Annotated in this window: 21 protein-coding genes and 1 tRNA gene; 8 read left to right on the forward strand and 14 right to left on the reverse strand. The window is 65.0% G+C overall.

The window, feature by feature from the left end; genetic code table 11:
- Window positions 1–993 (forward strand): hypothetical protein (locus QN345_RS06835; protein ID WP_323508525.1); only part of this gene is annotated, 993 nt, incomplete at its 5' end.
- A 14-nt stretch (window positions 994–1007) separates the two neighbouring features.
- Here QN345_RS06835 and QN345_RS06840 read toward each other — a convergent pair.
- Window positions 1008–1466: a MarR family winged helix-turn-helix transcriptional regulator gene (locus tag QN345_RS06840; protein WP_134447412.1), complete on the reverse strand. Its 459-nt coding sequence runs from the start codon at window positions 1464–1466 to the stop codon at window positions 1008–1010.
- A 160-nt stretch (window positions 1467–1626) separates the two neighbouring features.
- Between QN345_RS06840 and QN345_RS06845 the strand changes: the two genes are divergently transcribed.
- The 3 genes from QN345_RS06845 (at window position 1627) to QN345_RS06855 (ending at window position 3394) form a co-directional block, all read left to right on the forward strand.
- Window positions 1627–2442, forward strand: coding sequence for a bacteriorhodopsin (locus QN345_RS06845; protein ID WP_134447413.1), 816 nt, complete (start codon window positions 1627–1629; stop codon window positions 2440–2442).
- 212 nt (window positions 2443–2654) lie between these two features.
- Window positions 2655–2909: a hypothetical protein gene (locus QN345_RS06850; protein ID WP_323508526.1), complete on the forward strand. Its 255-nt coding sequence runs from the start codon at window positions 2655–2657 to the stop codon at window positions 2907–2909.
- A gap of 158 nt (window positions 2910–3067) precedes the next feature.
- Window positions 3068–3394: a DUF805 domain-containing protein gene (locus tag QN345_RS06855; RefSeq protein WP_134559367.1), complete on the forward strand. Its 327-nt coding sequence runs from the start codon at window positions 3068–3070 to the stop codon at window positions 3392–3394.
- A gap of 23 nt (window positions 3395–3417) precedes the next feature.
- Here the strand turns inward: QN345_RS06855 and QN345_RS06860 are convergent, their stop codons facing one another.
- From QN345_RS06860 to QN345_RS06900, 9 genes are all read right to left on the reverse strand, one after another.
- Window positions 3418–3867, reverse strand: a complete 450-nt coding sequence (locus QN345_RS06860) for a universal stress protein (protein ID WP_134447419.1) — start codon at window positions 3865–3867, stop codon at window positions 3418–3420.
- 171 nt (window positions 3868–4038) lie between these two features.
- A complete protein-coding gene (locus tag QN345_RS06865; RefSeq protein ID WP_166790660.1) occupies window positions 4039–5070 on the reverse strand; it encodes a right-handed parallel beta-helix repeat-containing protein in 1032 nt (343 codons plus the stop codon).
- Window positions 5071–5411: 341 nt separating this feature from the next.
- Window positions 5412–6512, reverse strand: coding sequence for a right-handed parallel beta-helix repeat-containing protein (locus QN345_RS06870; protein WP_323508527.1), 1101 nt, complete (start codon window positions 6510–6512; stop codon window positions 5412–5414).
- Window positions 6512–8518 carry a right-handed parallel beta-helix repeat-containing protein gene (locus QN345_RS06875; protein WP_322140868.1) on the reverse strand — a complete coding sequence of 669 codons (2007 nt, stop codon included), beginning with the start codon at window positions 8516–8518 and terminating at the stop codon, window positions 6512–6514. The genes QN345_RS06870 and QN345_RS06875 overlap by 1 nt, the downstream gene beginning before the upstream one ends.
- Window positions 8515–9807: a glycosyltransferase gene (locus QN345_RS06880; protein WP_322135602.1), complete on the reverse strand. Its 1293-nt coding sequence runs from the start codon at window positions 9805–9807 to the stop codon at window positions 8515–8517. Before QN345_RS06880 ends, QN345_RS06875 begins: the two co-directional genes overlap by 4 nt.
- A 197-nt stretch (window positions 9808–10004) precedes the next feature.
- Window positions 10005–10703, reverse strand: a complete 699-nt coding sequence (locus tag QN345_RS06885; protein WP_134447429.1) for a TetR/AcrR family transcriptional regulator — start codon at window positions 10701–10703, stop codon at window positions 10005–10007.
- On the reverse strand, window positions 10696–11997 hold the full coding sequence (locus QN345_RS06890) for an ABC transporter permease (RefSeq protein ID WP_134447431.1): 1302 nt from the start codon (window positions 11995–11997) through the stop codon (window positions 10696–10698). The genes QN345_RS06885 and QN345_RS06890 overlap by 8 nt, the downstream gene beginning before the upstream one ends.
- A complete protein-coding gene (locus QN345_RS06895; RefSeq protein WP_323508528.1) occupies window positions 11994–12716 on the reverse strand; it encodes an ABC transporter ATP-binding protein in 723 nt (240 codons plus the stop codon). Before QN345_RS06895 ends, QN345_RS06890 begins: the two co-directional genes overlap by 4 nt.
- Window positions 12717–12944: 228 nt before the next feature.
- Window positions 12945–13583 carry an MBL fold metallo-hydrolase gene (locus QN345_RS06900; protein ID WP_134447433.1) on the reverse strand — a complete coding sequence of 213 codons (639 nt, stop codon included), beginning with the start codon at window positions 13581–13583 and terminating at the stop codon, window positions 12945–12947.
- A 137-nt stretch (window positions 13584–13720) separates the two neighbouring features.
- On the opposite strand from QN345_RS06900, the gene QN345_RS06905 reads away from it, so the two are divergent.
- From QN345_RS06905 to QN345_RS06920, 4 genes are all read left to right on the forward strand, one after another.
- Window positions 13721–13793 (forward strand) — tRNA-Glu (locus tag QN345_RS06905).
- Between the two features lie 242 nt (window positions 13794–14035).
- Complete coding sequence (locus tag QN345_RS06910; RefSeq protein ID WP_323508529.1) at window positions 14036–14353, forward strand: hypothetical protein; 318 nt, start codon at window positions 14036–14038, stop codon at window positions 14351–14353.
- Between the two features lie 221 nt (window positions 14354–14574).
- Complete coding sequence (locus QN345_RS06915; RefSeq protein ID WP_134560796.1) at window positions 14575–15267, forward strand: GAF and ANTAR domain-containing protein; 693 nt, start codon at window positions 14575–14577, stop codon at window positions 15265–15267.
- Window positions 15260–15973: a GAF and ANTAR domain-containing protein gene (locus tag QN345_RS06920; protein ID WP_322189820.1), complete on the forward strand. Its 714-nt coding sequence runs from the start codon at window positions 15260–15262 to the stop codon at window positions 15971–15973. The genes QN345_RS06915 and QN345_RS06920 overlap by 8 nt, the downstream gene beginning before the upstream one ends.
- A gap of 158 nt (window positions 15974–16131) precedes the next feature.
- On the opposite strand, the gene QN345_RS06925 is transcribed toward QN345_RS06920, so the two are convergent.
- The 4 genes from QN345_RS06925 to QN345_RS06940 all read right to left on the reverse strand — a co-directional run.
- Window positions 16132–16566 (reverse strand): DUF3105 domain-containing protein, encoded by a 435-nt coding sequence (locus tag QN345_RS06925; RefSeq protein WP_323508530.1) that lies wholly within the window; start codon window positions 16564–16566, stop codon window positions 16132–16134.
- Between the two features lie 4 nt (window positions 16567–16570).
- A complete protein-coding gene (locus tag QN345_RS06930) occupies window positions 16571–16777 on the reverse strand; it encodes a hypothetical protein (protein WP_322189818.1) in 207 nt (68 codons plus the stop codon).
- 1 nt (window position 16778) lies between these two features.
- Complete coding sequence (locus QN345_RS06935; RefSeq protein ID WP_323508531.1) at window positions 16779–16991, reverse strand: hypothetical protein; 213 nt, start codon at window positions 16989–16991, stop codon at window positions 16779–16781.
- Between the two features lie 68 nt (window positions 16992–17059).
- Window positions 17060–17719, reverse strand: a 660-nt coding sequence (locus QN345_RS06940) for a peroxiredoxin family protein (RefSeq protein ID WP_323508532.1), incomplete at its 5' end; no start/stop codon positions are given.

The following is a 17719-nucleotide window of genomic DNA, read 5'->3' on the forward strand; positions in this document are numbered from 1 at the left end:
GTGTTCGCCCGGGGCACCCAATTCGGCTCGGCATCCGTACGCTGGAGCGACCTCGAATGGGTCGAGGGCGCCAGCGCCGGGCTGCCGGACGAGGCACCGGCCGGCACCCCCGTCGGCAGCGAGGCGACTATGCTCGCCACTCCGCTGCGGTTCCCCGGCATGCCGGCCGACCGCTACTGGCAGCTCGAGGACGGCGCGGTCGACGTGGGCGCCATCGAGGCGCAGACGAATGACCTCGCACGGCTCTGCCTTGCCGAATTCGCATTGTCCTCGGGTGATGACTGGCTGGCCGTGCCTGTCGACGGCCTGCTCGGCGCGGTCAACAGGGTCGGAACCGTCACCCTGACCGACGACTTCGGCGACGTGGTGACGGTTCCGGAGCTCGCCGATCCCGCGTTCACCATGTTCGGCGTTGCCTCGGCGGCCGGACGGATGCTCCCCGGCATCGTGCTGCCTCCCGTGGCCGTCGGCACACTCGTGGGCGAGGCCCTCGAAGACGTGCTGTTCTTGCGCGACGAGATGGCCAACATGGCCTGGGCCATCGAGAACTCGGTACAGGGGCGAAGCGGGGATCCGCGGCGGCGCGCGAGCGAGCGTCCGCCCGTCCCCGATCCGTGGCCGGAGGGCCTCACCCAGGGGGAGCGGGCGTACAGGTTGCAATCCGTCGTGCCCGCGCACTGGATCCCGCTGGCACCCGTGGCGTTGACGCCCGGTCAGGTATCGCTGCGCAAAGCCGCATTGCTGCGCGACGGAGTTCCCGTCCTGCCGAGGGGAATCACCCTACGTCCAACGCCCCTGACGTTCCCGGGGGAAGAACTGCCGAGGGAGGGCGTGCACCTGCGTGCCGTGCCGGTGCTGGCGCGGCGGGCCGATGGGCGCTACGCGCGGTGGGCGGCTTATCGGGTGCGCACAGGTCGGGGAGAGGCCTCCAGTCGTCTCGCCTGGGACTCGGCTCTGTCGTTCACCGACATGACGCATCCGCCGACAGTGTAGGTTCCGGCCAGGCCTCAGAGCTGTGCCGATCTGATCCGCACCTCAGCGGCTACCGATGCGAGCGCAGCGGTGAACGCTTCGAGCTGCGCGGCGTCCAGTGTCGTGGTGGAGGCCGACAGCATGTCGGTGAAGTCGCGGTGGATCTCGCCCATGACGTCGTGTCCGTGGGGAGTCAGCTCCAGGTAGAGACTGCGGCGATCGCCGGGGTGGTCGATTCGATGAAGCAGGTCGATGTCGACCAGGCGGCGGGAGATCGCTGTCACGGCTCCCGTCGTCATTCCGAGGTGGGTTGCGAGGTCTTTCGGAGTGATGGACCCCATCCGTGCGATCCGGAAGAGCGCACGGAGTTCGGTTCCGGAGACGCCGGCGCGCTCGGCGATGCGGTGGCGGTTGCCGTCGAGGGCGCTCACGAATTCGGTAGCTGCGGCCGGAAAGCCACTGAGCGTGTGCGGGGGCCGTTCCGAGTGGTCCATGTTTCCTCCGGCCTGCGCTGGAGCGAGCCTTGTGTCGTCACGACTGGTGTACCTGATCCTAGCGAAATCGGGCCAAAAAGATGTTGACGATTTAGCTTACTTACTATGTAATTGAAACACTAAGTTATCTAGGGAACGCTGAACTTCTACGGAGTACGCCATGATTCCAGATATCCTCTCGCACGGACAGTACGAGACCGTCTACAACTTCCTGTCGCTCGTCATCGCGGCGCAGCTCTTCACCGCTGTCTTCCTCGTGATCGCCCTGCCTCGTATCCTGCCGCGGTACCGCCAGGCCATCACGGTGGCCATCGTGGTCTGCGGCATCGCCGCCTACCACTACTTCCGCATCTTCGACTCGTTCAAGGCGGCGTTCGTGACCGATGCCGTCGGCGGTACGGGCGACTACTCTCAGGCCGTCGGCGCCGGCTTCAACGAGGGCTACCGCTACGTCGACTGGCTCCTCACCGTTCCGTTGCTCCTCGTCGAGCTCGTCGCCGTACTCGCCCTCGTGCGGTCCGTCCAGTCGGCGCTCCTGCGGAGGCTCGTTCCCGCCGCGGCGCTCATGATCATCCTCGGTTATCCGGGGGAGATCAGCGGCGACAATGGCCTTCGCGGACTGTTCGGTCTGCTGTCAACCATCCCGTTCGCCTACATCCTCTTCGTGCTCTTCGTCCAACTGAGCAAGTCCCTCGACCAGCAGCCGACCGGTGTCCGCAAGATCCTGAGCCAGCTGCGGTTCCTGCTCCTGCTCAGTTGGGGCGTCTACCCGATCGCGTACCTGCTGCCGCTGCTCAACATCTCCGGATCGGATGCCTGGGTCTACAAGCAGGTCGGCTATTCCGTCGCCGATATTCTCGCCAAGGCGGTCTATGCGTTGATCATCTACCAGGTGGCTCGCATCAAGTCCTTCGACGACGACCCCACATTCGCCGGAATCGAGCTTTCGCGGGATGAGGTCGCGACCCGCTCCTGACTCCGTCCTCGGCGATTCACCTGCGGGCATCGCTCGGTTGATGAGGGTGCCCGCACGGTCGCCACGGTGTTATTTGCCTTCGGCGAGGAGCGACACGGGGTTCCACTCGGCCAGCTCGGCGAGACGCTGGTTGAGCAGGTGGGGCACGGCCTGCGTGGCCATCTCGCCGAAGAACACCCGGCGCGGGGCGGTCTAAGCCCGTGGACGAACCGGTGACGAACCATGCGATGGAGCGCATCGTGCGGGGGAGCGCCCAGCTGAACGCTCGCTACCTCGAAAAGATGCAGCGGGTGCAGGAGCTGCTCGTCGGGCGAGTGGTCACCCGGCTCGCCGGGAGCGTGACTGCGAGCGACCCTCGACCTGCGGCCATCGTTCAGGCGGCACGCGTGGCGTGGCTTGAGTCGGATCAGCAGCGGCCATTCGGTGAGTTCCTCGACAACGCCATGGCGGCCTTCAGGATTACCTAGCGCGTGTGATCACGTCCACGTTCGCCTGCACGGCGTTGCGGGCGCCGGCGCCGTGAGCATCGTCAAGATGCGCCACCTCAAGACCCGCTAGCCGGGATCTGGGAGGATGAAAGGACGTCCGGTAGCACCGGCATCCATCTTCTGAGTCAGGAACCCCAATGACCTTCGGCCAAGCGATCTCGTCCGTGTTCAGCCAATACGGCCAGTTCACCGGAGTCGCCCGCCGCTCAGAGTACTGGTGGTGGGTGCTCTTCGTGACGATCGTCGACTTCGCGCTCAGCACCCTGGATTCGACGATCAATCCCACGTCGGCGTTCGGGTTGTTCTCCACGCTCTGGATCGTGGTCATCGTGCTGCCGTTCCTCGCAGTCGCGGTCCGGCGCCTGCGGGATGCGGGCTTCTCCTGGAAATGGCTCTGGTTCCTGTTGCTCCCGATCGTCGGTGTGATCATCCTGATCGTGCTGCTCTGCCGGCCGAGTAGATAGTCACAGGGCCCCGGGCGCTGGTGTCACCCCTGGGACAGCGGGGCGCGCTTCGACCGGACGACGAGCACGGGGCACGCGGCGTGATGCACGAGCTGGTTGGAGACCGACCCCATCAGCAGGCCCGTGAAGCCGCCGCGGCCCCGCGAGCCGACGACGAGGAGACTGGCGGATTCGGCGGCCTCCAGGAGCACGGTGACCGCACTACCGCGCACGATGCGGCCTGTCGCGGTGAGGCCGGCATCGGTCGCGGCTGTGAGAGCCTCGGCCTGGATGCGCTCACAGACCTCTTTGAAGGAGTCTTCTGGAACGATATCTCCCGGGGTCCCCGCCATGATCGGATACGACCACGTCGTGACGATGGTGAGCTCTGCGCTCCGCAGCTTCGCCTCGACGATCGCCCACTCGAGCGCCTTCACTGACGGCTCTGATCCATCCACGCCCACAACAATTTGAAACGCACCGGTGTCACTCATGGGATTCGTCCGCTCTCTCGGCAGGACGGCTCGCCCTGTGTGGCCATCATGCGGCCATTGCGTCGCGCGGTCAATGCGAGGTGCCACTGGGCGGTCGGTCAGTTGCGGAGAAAACACCTCGGTGGGGGTGGGAATGTGTTTTCTCCGCAACTCCGTGCGGAGGCGTGAGACTTACTTGCAACCCTTGTTGGTGAGGCCGCTTCCGGCACCGGAGGTCTTGCAATGCACCACGTTGCCCGCGGTCTTCGAGGCGTTGTTGACCTCGTAGCCGGGGACGCCGCCGGTGACCGTGTTGCCGGCGAAATCGTTCCCGCCGCCCCAGCCGGAGAGCACGGAGTGCACCTGGAACGCGTCCTCGAGGGTCGAGGATCCGGAGTTGCCCGAGACCGAATAGCCGTTACCCTTCACGTCGACCCAGGAATCGGCCGAGTTGTCGCCGGAGTAGCCGGAATGGCGGAAGGTGTTGCCGGTGATGCGTCCGCCGGTCGTGCCTTCCTTGATGTCGATCGCCTCCGCGGGGTTGTCCTCGATCCGGTTGTCCTGGATCAGCACGTTGTCGGACTTGTCCGGGCTGGACGAGGAGCCCATGACAGAACTCCAGTTGCTGTTCGCGCTGCCGACGTAGACGCCTTCGCCATAGCTCGCCGAGGTGAGTCCGGTGTCGTGCACGTAGGAGTTGCGCAGCACGACGTTCGTGCTGCTGTGGCGGACGTGCACACCCTCCTGGCCGATGTGTCCGACGTCGACGCTGGAAATGACCGTGTAGTCGGAATCGTCCAGAACGATGCCCTTGGCGGCCTTGTCGACCCGGAACCCCGTGAGGTTCCAGTGTCCTCCCGTGACGTGCAGAGCGTAACCGGAACCGGTCGACCCGGTGGTGAGCACGGCGGCTCGTGAACCGGTGAGGGTGATCGGCGCCGCACCTGTTCCGACGGAGGAGGCCTCGAATTTGCCGGTGTAGGTGCCGTCCGTGAGGTGGATGGTGTCGCCGGGCTTCGCGTTGCCGAGTGCGGTCTTCAACTGAGCGGATGTCGACACGTTCGTGACCGTGGCGGCGTGGGCCGGTCCGGGGGTGAGCACGACCCCCGCCACCGCGACGGCGCCGGTCAGGAGGGCGGCTGCGGCGATGCGGCGCGGCGAAAGTCGCCGGGTGTCGGGGGAGAGTGGGAATGAGCGGGACGGGTGGGTGAATGAGTGGAGCACGAAATCAGCAGCTTCCTGTGGTGTGGAACAGGAAGAATGCCTAACCGGTCGAACCTCGGGTGGACCACGAGATCGACAACTCCCCGTCGGAGTGGACAGGGCACTACGGAACGTCGTCGACGGTACGAAAGCGTCGACAGAATAAGGCAAGTGACATCGGCAGCACCCTGTAATAAGACAGGAGCCGAACCGGTCGCGTGCACGATGGCAGAGGCGGGGCGGGGATCAACAGCAGCCTGCAGATTACGGCAAGAATGCTGCCGGAAACTTGGAACGTTTAGTTCACACGACGATACACGGTCCTGAGGAAAACTCAAATGAACATTTGGTTTTCCCGGGGGTCAACCGTCGGCGCACCGGACGTTCGAGGAACCCTCGCCGGCGTCGGCGGACGTGTTGCTGCACTCGACTACGTTGTTGTTGGCCGGCTTGAGCGCGTAGCCGTAGCCGGGGCCGTTCACCGTGGCCTCGTTGTTACGGAAGGTGTTGCCCACACCCCAGCCGTCGAGGATCTCATGCGTCTGGAACCCATCCATCGGCGAGTTGACGCCGGTGTTGCCATCGATGATCCAGCCGTTGCCCTTGACATCGACCCAGGAATCGGCGCTGGTGATTCCCGAACCGTCGAAGCTGTTCTGCTGGAGGATTCCGTTGCTTGTGCCCTCCTTGATGTCGACGCTTTCCGCGGTCGTCGCCGAGATTTTGTTGCCGATGATCGTGTTCCGGTCGCTCCGGTCCGGCTCGCACCCGCTCACGTCGCACCAGTTGCTCTCGGCCGTTCCGACATAGATGCCCTCACCGAACTTCGGCCGGCGGAGGCCGGTGTCGCTGATCTGGTTGTCGGCGACGCGGTTGTCTGTGCTGTTGTTGCGGAGGTGCACCGCCTCGTCGCCGATCTGGGATACCTGGAGGCCCTGGATGAGCGAGTTCCGGGTCTGGTCCGCCATCACGCCTTTCTGGCCGTTGCGTAGGGCGAACCCGACCAGGTGCACGTAGGCGACCCGATCGAGGTGAAGCACGTATCCGCCCTGCACGCCGCCACCGTCGAGGATGCTCCCTGCCGTGCCGCAGAGCGCAACCGGCGCATCGGCGGTGCCTCCACTGCGGAGCGTGAAGGTGCCCTGGTAGACGCCGGGGGCCAGACCGATCACGGTCCCGGGATTCACAGCGTCGAGGGCCGCCTGAAGCTCGCGCGCGGTCGTCACCGTGACCGTGAACGGCGGGCAGCCGGCCACGGTCTCTGGTACCGGAGGAGCCTGTGCCGTCGACGGGGGTGAGGTGGGTTGGGTGATGTTCTGGGTCTGGCCGGTGATGGCGACGATGGCCATGACGGCGACGCCGATGATCGCAAGGCCGAGGATGCCGACGGTGAGCACCCACTGGAGGCGCGACGGCGTGCGGCGGCGCGCCGGGGCATCCGCCCGGTCGTCGCTATCGGGCATCAGGGGGCGCCGCCGACGGACTCGCGCGAAACGATGCCGCGTGAGAGCGACGTGAGCGGTACACGCTCGGCGTACGGATGCCGGATCGCACCGAACTGGGGACCGCTGCGGGTGAGTGCCGTCACGAGAAGCAACAGCGCGAGCAACAGCCAGACCACGGTGAGTGGCTGGAACACGAACCGCGCAACGGTGATTGCCGTCGTCGCGCGCTGCCAGCCGGCGAGGTTGTTGCCTGCGACGACGGCCCCCGACGAGGTCTCGTCCCACACCGGAACGGCGCCGGAGCCCGAGAGCGCGTTGCTCACGACCCTCACCGACCTGGCGTCCCCGACGAGGCTCACGGCGTGGTTGGAGACGGCTCGGATGGTGTTGTCGGTGACACTGGCACCGGCGTTTCGAACGTACACGCCGGTCTGGCTGCCGCTGATCGCGTTGTTGCGCACACTCGTGTCGGTGACCCGGTCCCGGATCGCGATCGACTGGCGGGCCTGGTCCTTCAGGGTATTTCCGGCCACGACGACACCCGATGCCCCGTCGTCGAGCACGATGCCCATATCGTTGCGTGCGATGAGACTCGAGTACACCCCGAGCGCCTGACCTCCGCTGAGTTCGATCCCGTACCTCCGGTTGTCTTCGACCGTGCTGCGGGTCACTGTACTCGAACCGAAGGATTCCACACCGGTTCCGATGGCACTCGGACCGTCGGCCAGCGAGCGGCCGTCGATCGACACTCCGTTACGCCCGTTGTCCGTTGCGGTGATCTGGTCGAACATGATCCCCGAGCTCGATCTGGCCACCGTGAATCCGTCGACGCCGCTGTTGACGGAGCTCGTCCGGGTTACCGTCGTGTCGGTAACGAACCGATGGAAGACGAGGCCGTCGACGAGGCTGTTCATGATCCGGGTGTCGGTGATGGTGACGCCGGCGGCGTGCGTGATGAAAAGACCGAAGGCGTTGCCGTCGATCGTGACGTCCTGGAACCCGGCGGACAGGGTCGCTGCGGAGGGCCCGCTCGAGGCGACGGATCCGGCGGGAGCACGCAGGAGTTCGGGAGGGAGCACGGGGGCGCCGGCGAGAGGGGCGCCTGCGAGCGGGCCTGCGCCGGCCGGGGCGGAGGTATCGGCCGTGCCGGAAGCATCCGCCGTGACCGAGCCGTCGGCTCCTGACGTGTCCGTACCGGAGGCATCCGTCCCTGAGAGCGCGAGCCCGCCCGTCTCCCCGCTCCAGAACCCGAGGTTCGCGATGCGCGCGTGCCCGACCGAGACCGTGCCGTCGATCATCCGGAGATAGGCGCGACCGTCGGACGTGTCGGTGTCGACCGCCCCGGTCCGGGTGTTCCAGCTCTCGATCGCCACGGGGGCCGTCGCCGTGCCGTTGATGAGGACGGAGCCGCCGAGTCCGATCACGGACACGAACGTGCTCGGGTCGCTGCGGAGCCGCAGGGTGAGCCCATCCGTCGCGGTCAGAGACAGGGTCGCGCCGGTCAGGACGACGATGTTCTCGGAGAGCAGATAACCGCCGTCCGGTTGCCGCACAAAGGTCGTCGGGGCGAGGGTGAGCAGGTCGGACACGAGGTAGGGCTGTGCACGGGCCGGCAGGACGAGAGTCACGGAACTGCCCGTGGTGAGTCGGTAGGGGCCCTGGATCCCGGCGACCCGCCACTGGGCGGATGCCGAGACGCTGCGGACATAACTGAGCCGGGCCTTCTCCGCGTTCACGAGGCTCGTCTCGCGGGTCGGGTCTCCGGGATAGAGCACGCCCTGGACATTTCCGTTGCGCGCGATCTCGGCCCGCCCGAAGGCGCTCGTGGGGGAGCGGAACACTCCCGTTGCGACGAGGATGAGCGCTGCCGCGAGTACCCCGGCGAGGATGCCGGCAAGCATGCCCAGCAGCACGAAACGTGCGCCGGGAGGACGCCCCGACTGGCGGTGCCTGCTCGCGATCACCGTCACCCTCGGTGTCCGGGTGCGGGGAACCCGGACCGGCGCAACCCTGGTCCGGGTCACGGGGCCACCGCCGCCTGGGTAAGGGTGCGCGCGTCCTGGCCGTCACCGCCGATGGTGTCGTTGTGGCGGGTGAGCCAGCCCTGCTTGTTCATGGTGACGAGGGCATACGTCTTGATCGGGAGGGCGACGAGGATGACGGCGAGGGCGAGCAGCGGCAGGAGCAACAGGTCCTTCGGGTGGCGGCGCAGGTGTGAGATCCCACGGATGCCGCGGCCGAGAAGCAGCCAGCCGATGGCTGCCGCGAACCCGGCGACGCTCAACTCGAGGCGACTGAAGACCAGGTAGAACAGGGTGATACCCATCGTGAGCGGGGTGAGGAGGATCTGCAGGACGGTCACCTTGGTGATGAACGGTACCCGCCAGAGCCAGCCCCTGGCCATGGCCGTGAGGTAGCACCGGTAGGAGTTGCGACTCCAGCGCACGCGTTGCTTCACGAACGCACGGAAGCCGGTCGGGAACATCGAGAGAGCGCGCGCGGATGCCTGGTGCACGGTCTTGTAGCCCGAGGCGAGCACGAGCCACGTCAGCCGGCCATCATCGCCGGAGATGCAGCGTCGGCCCAGGAAGAATTCGTTCTCGAGATGGTCGAGCACGGGCAGGACCGCGGCACGGCGGTACACCGCGGTCCGTCCGGACACGCAGGGCACAGCCCCTGCCCGTCCCATGGCGGGGACGTAGTCGAGGTAGCGCAGGTCGACCAGCCAGTCTGCGATCCGTCGCCAGACGCTCGTGCCGCTCTGGTAGACGTTCTGCCGGGTGCCGACCGCCCCGACCAAGGGGTCTTCAAAGGGCATTTGCACGTTCCGGAGCAGGTCAGGCTCCCACCAGGTGTCCGAGTCGGTCAGGACGAGCAGGGTGTGCCTCGCCTCCCTGATCCCGGCCCCGAGTGCTGACCTCTTGCCGACGTGGTGGAAGAGGATCGGCCGGACACGTGGATCGCCGATCCGGACGATGCGTTCGTAGGTGTCGACGTCCGCGACGTCGAGCACGATCAGGATCTCGTCGGGATTCTGGGCCCGCCACGTATCGAGACAGCTCAACAGGATGTCCGGATCCTCGTGGAATGAGGGCACGATCACGGAGGTCGACGTCCGGAAGTCGGTGACGATCGGCGGGGCCCGATGCGACAGAATGAAGCGGTAGAGCCAGAGTCCCCAGACGATGGTTCCCGCAATCGCCAGGGGAAAATAGGAAACCACGACTGCCGCGTCGTGCACAACCGCATTCCCGATGGCGCCCCAGTCGAACGCGTAGCCGGGGTCAGCGGACACTGTCGTTTCTGGTGGCATAGGGATCGGGTTCCTTGTGCTCGATTGTGCTGGTCAGCGTTACCACGGGCTGACTCGTCGAAGGTGTGCGGTGATTCAGTTGCGACATTCCGTTCGCACTCAGTAGCGCGGCGTGAGGTCTCTACTGAACCAAAGTAGACAATTCCTCACGTTTTGCAACCGCACTGTGTGGATACACAGGGAGCTCTTACCGTGAGCTAGTCTCTCCGAGGTTCACGGGCATCCGTTGTGAACGGATTGACCCCGGTGATGCGCTCGACGAGCCCGATGGCATGGCGCAGGATGGCACGGGGATCGGCGGAGTAGTCGGATTCCGATGCCTTGCGCATCGCGAAGCGGAGGATGCTGACCGCCAGACCGACGACCATGTGCGCCTCGTCGAGAATGTCCGGCGTGGTCGCCTCCGTGCGCCCGCGGGCCTCGAAACGCTGGAGGACGATGCCCGCGAGCCGGTCTTCGAGTTCGGCAAGACGGATGATCTCGCTTGAGAACAATTCGGGGGTGTTCTCGATGAGCGTGCGCCTGGCCCGGAGAACGTCGCGGTCCGGCTCGCTCGCGACAATCGCGGACTCGATCATCAGGACGAGTTCGGCGAGCACGGATCCACCGTTGCCCGTGATGAATCTCTTCACCGCGCCCTCGGACGGAATGGGAGGGGACGCTCCGAGGAAGGCGGCCTCCTTCGTCGCGAAGTAGTTGAAGAAGGTGCGCTGGGAGACCTGGGCTGCTTCGCAGATCATGTCGACGGTGACGTGGTGGTACCCGTGTTCACTGGCCTGGCTGATCGCGGCTGCTTCGAGCGCGGCCTGGGTGGCGGCGCGCTTGCGGGCGCGCAGCCCCTCGTCGGGCCCCGGGCCGGTGGGGGTGCTCTGCGTGGATGCCGCGGAGCTACTCATACCGCAGCGCGTCGATGGGGTTCTGACGTGCGGCGGCCCTCGCAGGCAGGGTGCCGGCGAGGAACGCGATCAGCATCACCACGCCGACGATGATGGCGATCGAGGCCGGAGCGAACTGCACGACCTGGAGACCGGGCAGGGCCGAGAATATCCCGTTCGCGAGGAGGTTGCTGATGAGCGAACCCACACCGATCGCCGCGATGACGCCGAGTGCGCTGCCGAGGAAGCCGATGAAGACCGCCTCCATGCTGAACAGGGCATAGACGCGGCCGCCGTTCATGCCCATGGCCTTCATCAGCCCGATTTCGCGGGTACGTTCCTGCACGCTCATCAGGAGAGTGTTGACGATGCCGAATCCCGCGGCGATCAGGGCGATCACTGCGAAAGCGTTGAGCACGCCGATGATGACGTTGATCACGGTCTCGAAGGCGCCGATCGTGTCGGCAACTGTCTGCGAGGAGTAGCCCTGCGCGCTGAGGTCATCCTTGATCGCGGTGATCTGTGCTTTCGTCGCCGAGACGTCGAAGTGCGCGACCGCGGTCGCATAGCCGGCGGACACTCCAGCGGGCTCACCGGTGGTTGCGACGGTGTGCAGGTGGGCGACGAGGCTCCGGTTGAGCCCGGCTCCGCTGCCGAGGAGCGTCTCGTTCTGCACGCCGACGACGGTGGCCGTGACGGTCTGCTGGGTTCCGGTGTAGTCGGTGATGCCGATGCTGACTGTTGTGCCGACGGCCGCCTTGGCGTCCGCGTAGCCGAGGTTGTCGAGGTAGGTCGTCGGCAGGAGGAGCTGGTCGCTCGAACTGCTGTTGTCGAGCTGAGCCCCCGCGGCGAGGTCTGCCGTCGTGATGGTCCCGGTCTGGCTGACCGTGAGCTCGAACTTTCCGTTTCCGGCATATTCGACGTAGTCCGGCGAAACCCGCACGGCGGGGTCGACGCTCAGGATGCCTGCGGTCGCCTTGATCTTCGCGAGGTCCGCCGTGGTCAGCGCCTGGATGGTCGAGCCGGGGCGCGACCCGTTGCCGAGGCTCACGGTCGTGGACTTGCTCGGGTCGTAGGCAGCCGGTCCGTCGCTGGCCGTGGCCGTCGCATCCGCTGCCTTGGTGATGGTGAGCACGTCGGCGGCGCCGATCGCCGAAACCTGTCCGTTGATGTAGGCGGTCACGCCGGTGCCGATGCCGCTCGTGATCGTCAGCGTGAAGGCGCCGATGAAGATGGCGACGACGGTGAGACCGGTGCGGAGCTTGTTGCGGAAGCTGTTCTGGATGGCGGAGCGGACGATATCGAGGAACTTCACGAGTGGGCCCCGCCTCTCTTGTGGGTTCCCGTGGGGGAGTCGGCGGTCTCTTCGAGGCCGTCGCGGATGAAGATCTGGCGGTCGCAGCGGGCTGCGAGCTCTGTGTCGTGGGTCACGATGATGAGCGTGATGCCGTTCTCCTTGTTGAGTTTGAAGAGGATGTCTTCCACGACCGCTCCAGTGGCGGAGTCGAGGTTTCCGGTGGGCTCGTCGGCGAAGATGACCTTGGGGTTGTTCACCAGCGCGGGCGCGATGACCGCGCGCTGCTTCTGGCCACCGGAAAGGTTCTTCGCCTTGTTCTTGGCCTTGTCGGCCAGTTCGAGCTGTTCCAGTGCGGCCATGCCGCGGGACTTGCGCTCCTTGGCCCCGACGCCGGCGATCGTGAGGGGAAGGACGACGTTTTCCAGCACAGTCGCATTCGCGGTGAGGAAGAACTGCTGGAACACGAAACCGAAGTCCTGGTTGCGGAGCCGGTTGAGTTCCTTCGCCTTGAGCTTCTTGGCGTCTGTGCCTTCGACGAGGAGAACGCCGGAGTCTGGATCGTCGAGGAGCGCGAGAAGGTGCATGAGCGTCGACTTGCCCGAGCCGCTCTTGCCGACGATGGCGACGGACTCGCCCGCCTGGATGTCGAGGGAAACGCCCTTGAGCGCATCAAAGCGGTTGGCTCCACTGCCATAGGACTTGCCTATGACCTGCGCGGACAGGACGGGAACACTCATGCTGGCTTTCCTTCGTTGGGTGACTGGAGCGCTTCGCTCGACCCGCGGAAGCCGTCATGGCCAGCGGATGCTGGCGAAAACAGTGCGCAGACAATAAATTTACAGTAGCTGCACATTCACGGCGCTCGCTGGGAGACGACTGGGAACCAGCCGACATTCATCTCCCAGTCATCCCAGCGTACGACGTGCATTCCGGGTGTCACGCCAGCGGATGTCGGCCGGTGCGGTTCAGAGGTCGAGGGTCTCGTTCGGTTCGAGGGCGAAGAACTCCCCACCGACCTGTTCGGTCGCCGCGGTGATGCGCAGATTGGAGAGGTCCTTGCCTGCGCGCGACAGCAGCATTTCGTGGGTCGGGAAGGTGCGGCGCGGCTTCACGGCGAGCACGTAGTCGATCACTTCACTGATCTTCAACCAAGGCGCGCCGGCCGGAACGGCGAGCGTGTCGACATCCACTCCTGCCGGGACCGTGAAGGAATCGCCGGCGTAGTACAACCGGTCGTTGACGAGCACGCCCACGTTGTCGATCACGGGGATCGAGGAGTGGATGACGGCGTGGGTGCGCCCGAAGAAGCGAAGGGTGAACTCGCCGACCGTCACGGTGTCGCCGTCGTGGACGACTTCGACGGGGTATCCCGATGCCGCTGCGACGACCCCCGCCGGTCCGAAGATCCGCACATCGGGGCTGAAGGCGATGATGCGGTCGAGCTGTTCGGGGGTCCAGTGGTCCGGGTGCTCGTGTGTGATGACGACGGCATCCGCCCGTGCCGTGTCGGTCACTGCCGTCGTGTAGGAACCCGGATCGATGTAGAGCTTGCGTCCCGCTACCTCGACGATCAGGGCCGCGTGCTCGAGCTTGGTCAGTTTCATTTCGGTCCGTTCTGTCGGGTGTCTGGACCGAGCTAATACCCAGATGGCCGGGTGATGCAAGCCGACGACGTGCCGTGTCGTCTGCTCGGTTTGGAGCGGACCCGATCCGTGTGGCATACTCGGTAAGTTGCAAAAACGGCCCCATCGTTTAGCGGCCTAGGACATCGCCCTCTCACGGCGGTAACGCGGGTTCGAATCCCGCTGGGGTCACAATTGCCCGGTTCCCTTGAAAATAGAGGGAACCGGGCTTTCTTGTTTAAGCGCCCCGGAAGGGTCGTTTTCGGGTTTGGCAATATTCTGGCAATATCCGATTTGCAGGCCATCTGATCGAGGGCCGTTGCGACACTGTCAGGCGCCCCAAGCCCAGCACGGGCGTGCAAGGCCTTGTGCCCGGCCGCAAACGAGTTCAGCGTGGGAGCATGAGACGAATTATGTTCGGTGGCGCCTCGTTCTTGACGGCAGATCGAATCGGTGACGCACTCGTTGCCCTTTTGGTCGTCCTCAATGTCAAGAGCTGCTCCGCGGTCGCGCGCATTCCCGTTGTTCTCATCAACGGCACGATCGTGACTGCAACGTTGCTCCTCGCACCGGCAAGCCCGTTCCTGGTCATTCCAGAAGAATCACCGTGGCCTGAACCCGATGCGTCGGAGACCGTCACTCACCTCTCGAATCTCGAAGTGCTGGCTTCCGCCCCGAGCCAGAACGGGTACCTGGAAACGATCGCAGTCCCGGACTGCGAATGGAGTGACCCGGACCTGGACGATCTCTGATGATGACGAAGTAGGTGCCAGACCGCGAACGGCACGTCTCCCTGGTGTAGCCAACGGGGGTCGGGATCGTGACGATGCGAATCTGTTTGTGCCGATTGATGTTATTCCGAAGTCGGTGGAGTACGTTGCGGATATGCAACGGAGGCGTGTGAACCAAGCAGGTAGTAAGAATCGCGGGTGCGATGTCGATGCCTGACCGACTAGCCGCGACGGAGGACTCGTTGAACGCTCTGACGGGTGACGAATCGCGCCTGTATGAGCCCCTTCTGGCTCTGTTGCCTGTCGACGGGCTGTCCATCTCCACGTTCGGCCACATTCTCGCCGCTGAAACAATTTCCGCGAGCGACGCGCAATCGTTCCGGCTCGACGAGCTGCAATTCGATCTTGGTGAGGGCCCGTGCTGGGACGCGCTGGAGACTGCGGCGCCAGTCCTGGAGCCGGACATCCGTGAACGGCCCAACCACGTGTGGCCGGCCTTTTCGGAAGCAATCATCGCCGAAGATTTCGGTGCGCTCTTTGCTTTTCCATTGATGCTGGGCCCGCTGCGCATCGGGGCGATCGACCTGTACACGAACCACCCGTTTCGTCTCGGTGAGCAAGACATCCGGCACATCGAGATCCTCGCAACCGTGGTGAGCCGGATGGTTCTCTCTCGAGCTCTCCGGCTGTCCGAAAGTGACCTCGTGGGTGAGGCCGACACGGCCACCCGGCGGGCATTCTCTCGTCGGGAGATCCATCAGGCCACGGGCATGGTCCTGGCGCAGCTGGGCATTCCCGCCACGGATGCCTTCCTCGTGATCCAGGGACATGCGTTCGCCGCCGGACGATCCATGCTCGACATTTCAGCCGAGATCATCGACCGTCGATTGAGCTTTGCCGTGAACGAAAAGCAGATCGAAGGGTCTCATGATTGACAGCACCCGCGAGGATCGCTTGATCGACACGTTCGCGACCCTCGCCGACACCCTCGTGGCCGACTATGACGTGGTCGATCTTCTGCAGACGCTGGTCGAGAGTTGCGCGGATCTCTTCGACATCTCGGCGGTGGGCATCCTCCTGGCGGATGCCGACGGCGAGTTGGAGGTGATCGCCTCGACCAGTGAGGCGAGCAGGCTCGTCGAAGTCATGCAATTGAGTGCCCGTGCGGGCCCCTGCGTGGAATCCTTCACGACAGGCTCTGTCGTATCGCTGCCGGACGTTGAGGACAGCCCTCCCGAGTGGCAACGTTTTCGGGACAGCGCCCGGGAACAGGGATTCGCTGCCGTCTTCGCCATACCACTGCGGTTGCGCGAGACCACGATCGGTGCACTCAACCTGCTGTCCAGCGTTCCCGGAGCCTTGCCGCCCCGAGACGTTCGAGCCGCACAGGCGCTAGCCGACGTGGCCACGATTGGAATCCTGCAGGAACGCACGCTTCGGGAAAGCATGTCCGTTCGCGAACAGCTCACCAACGCACTGACGTCCCGAGTGGTGATCGAACAGGCCAAAGGCGTGCTTGCGCACTCTCGCGGCATCTCCATGGAGGAAGCGTTCATCCTGCTGCGGACGTACGCCCGAACCAACCGCTTGCTGTTGTCGAGAGTGGCCCAAGGTCTCGTTGACCAGACCCTTGTGATCTGAGGCCTCCGGCCCGAGTTCGCCTCGGTGGCTCGCGCGCGGTGAGGGGCCGGACGCATATCGCCTGAAGGGGTCCAGGCGATGCTGTGCTCCTGGTTGGCGAGCCGAACCCGATGTGTGTCGCTCGGAAGACAATCGAGCGGGATCCGGATCGCGTTGGGTCAGGACACTTTGCCGGGACCGTCAAGGCCGACGGTGCAGGGCGAACCCGGTTCCGGAGCGGTTGTGGCCCCGCGGTACTGGGCAATGAATGCCGCGAGCCGGGGGTCGGAAGGGTCGCTGATGTCGAGCTGCGCGCCCCATGCCGATGCGACGATCGACGACGGAAGACCGGACAACGGAGAGAGGATCGCGTATGTGGAGGGGATCACTTCGCGCAGCGCTGCGAGCTGATCACCCGTCACCGTTGAAGCGTCGTAGGTGACCCAGACGGCGCCGTGCTCGAGAGAGTGCACCGCATTCTCATTGGGGACGTTCTCGGAATACACGCCACAGTTCAGGAGAGTGACGGAGTGGTCTCCACCCACCGGTGGCAGCGCGTCGTATTTCACGGTCCCGGTGACGTGCTCGGATGTCTGGTTCGGAAAGGTCTGCACGCCGTCAACGGATGTCGGTGCCGCGGCGTTCATCGAATGCCGTGGCGTGTGGACGGAGGGCGGCGACTTCGGCGCGCAGGCGGGCGAGTTCCTGTTCTTCGGGACCGTCGGCTATTTTGCCGTGGCCGCGTCCGCGCATCATTAACCACATCATCAGGCCCATGCCGACGGGGCAGATCAGGGCGGGGAGGATGTACAGGAATTGCTGCATGTCAGGATCCTTCTGGTTGGGTTGATTGGGTGGTCTTGACCATGGTGGTGAATTTCCGCCGGAGGGCGCGGGTAGATAGGCGCCCGTGCGCGATCAGCAGGCCGTCGGCTATGAGCCCGGGGGTGAAGGCCAGGCGCTGCTCACGGGCGATCGCGCGGCCGGTGTCGCTGTTCACGTCGACCTCGTCGATCTGGAGGGCGAATTCGGCGGACAATTCGGCAAGTACTCTCTTTCCCGCGATACAGGAGGGGCAGTCGCCTTGAGTGAGCAGGGTCAGGGCGATCATGAGGTGGTATCGGTCTTCAGGTCGAGGAGAAGCTGGTCGACGGGCACGAACATGGTGTACTTCGGAGCCCCGCCGTAGTCGGCGCGCCAGGTGATGGTGCCGTCGGGACCGACGAGGATGAAGCTGTGTCCATCGGTGCTGGTGCCCATCATGCCGAATTCGTTGGCGTGGTACTTTTTCGAAGTGACCAGGTCGGGGTCGGACAGGACCGGAGTTTTCAGGCCCATGTCGGTGGTTTTCCGAGCGATCTGCTGGGCCGGGTCGGTTGTGATGGACACGACGGCGTCGATTCCCGCGGCCTGGAGCTTCGCGGCGTCCGTTTCCAGGCTGGTGATCTGCGTCCAGCATGGTTCGCAGGCCAGGCCCTCCTGAAAGAAGAGCAGCACGTTTTTGCCGGAGTAGTCGGCCAGGGACACCTGTCCGCCGGAGTTGTCGGCGAGGGTGAATCCGGGTGCGACCTGACCGATGCCGGGGGTTCCGACGTCGTACGACGACTGCGTCGTCGTACCGGCGGCTGCCGTCTTCGGGGTGTTCGCGCTGGCGAAGACGCCGTATAGCCCGGCGAGGACGATACCGGCAATCAGCAGCCCGGTGATCCAGCCGAACCAGCCGGGGCGGCGCGATCGGGCTGCGGGAGCCTTTTGCGTGTTTTTGGG

This window comes from Cryobacterium sp. 10I1 (assembly GCF_035019805.1).
Classification (GTDB): domain Bacteria; phylum Actinomycetota; class Actinomycetes; order Actinomycetales; family Microbacteriaceae; genus Cryobacterium; species Cryobacterium glucosi.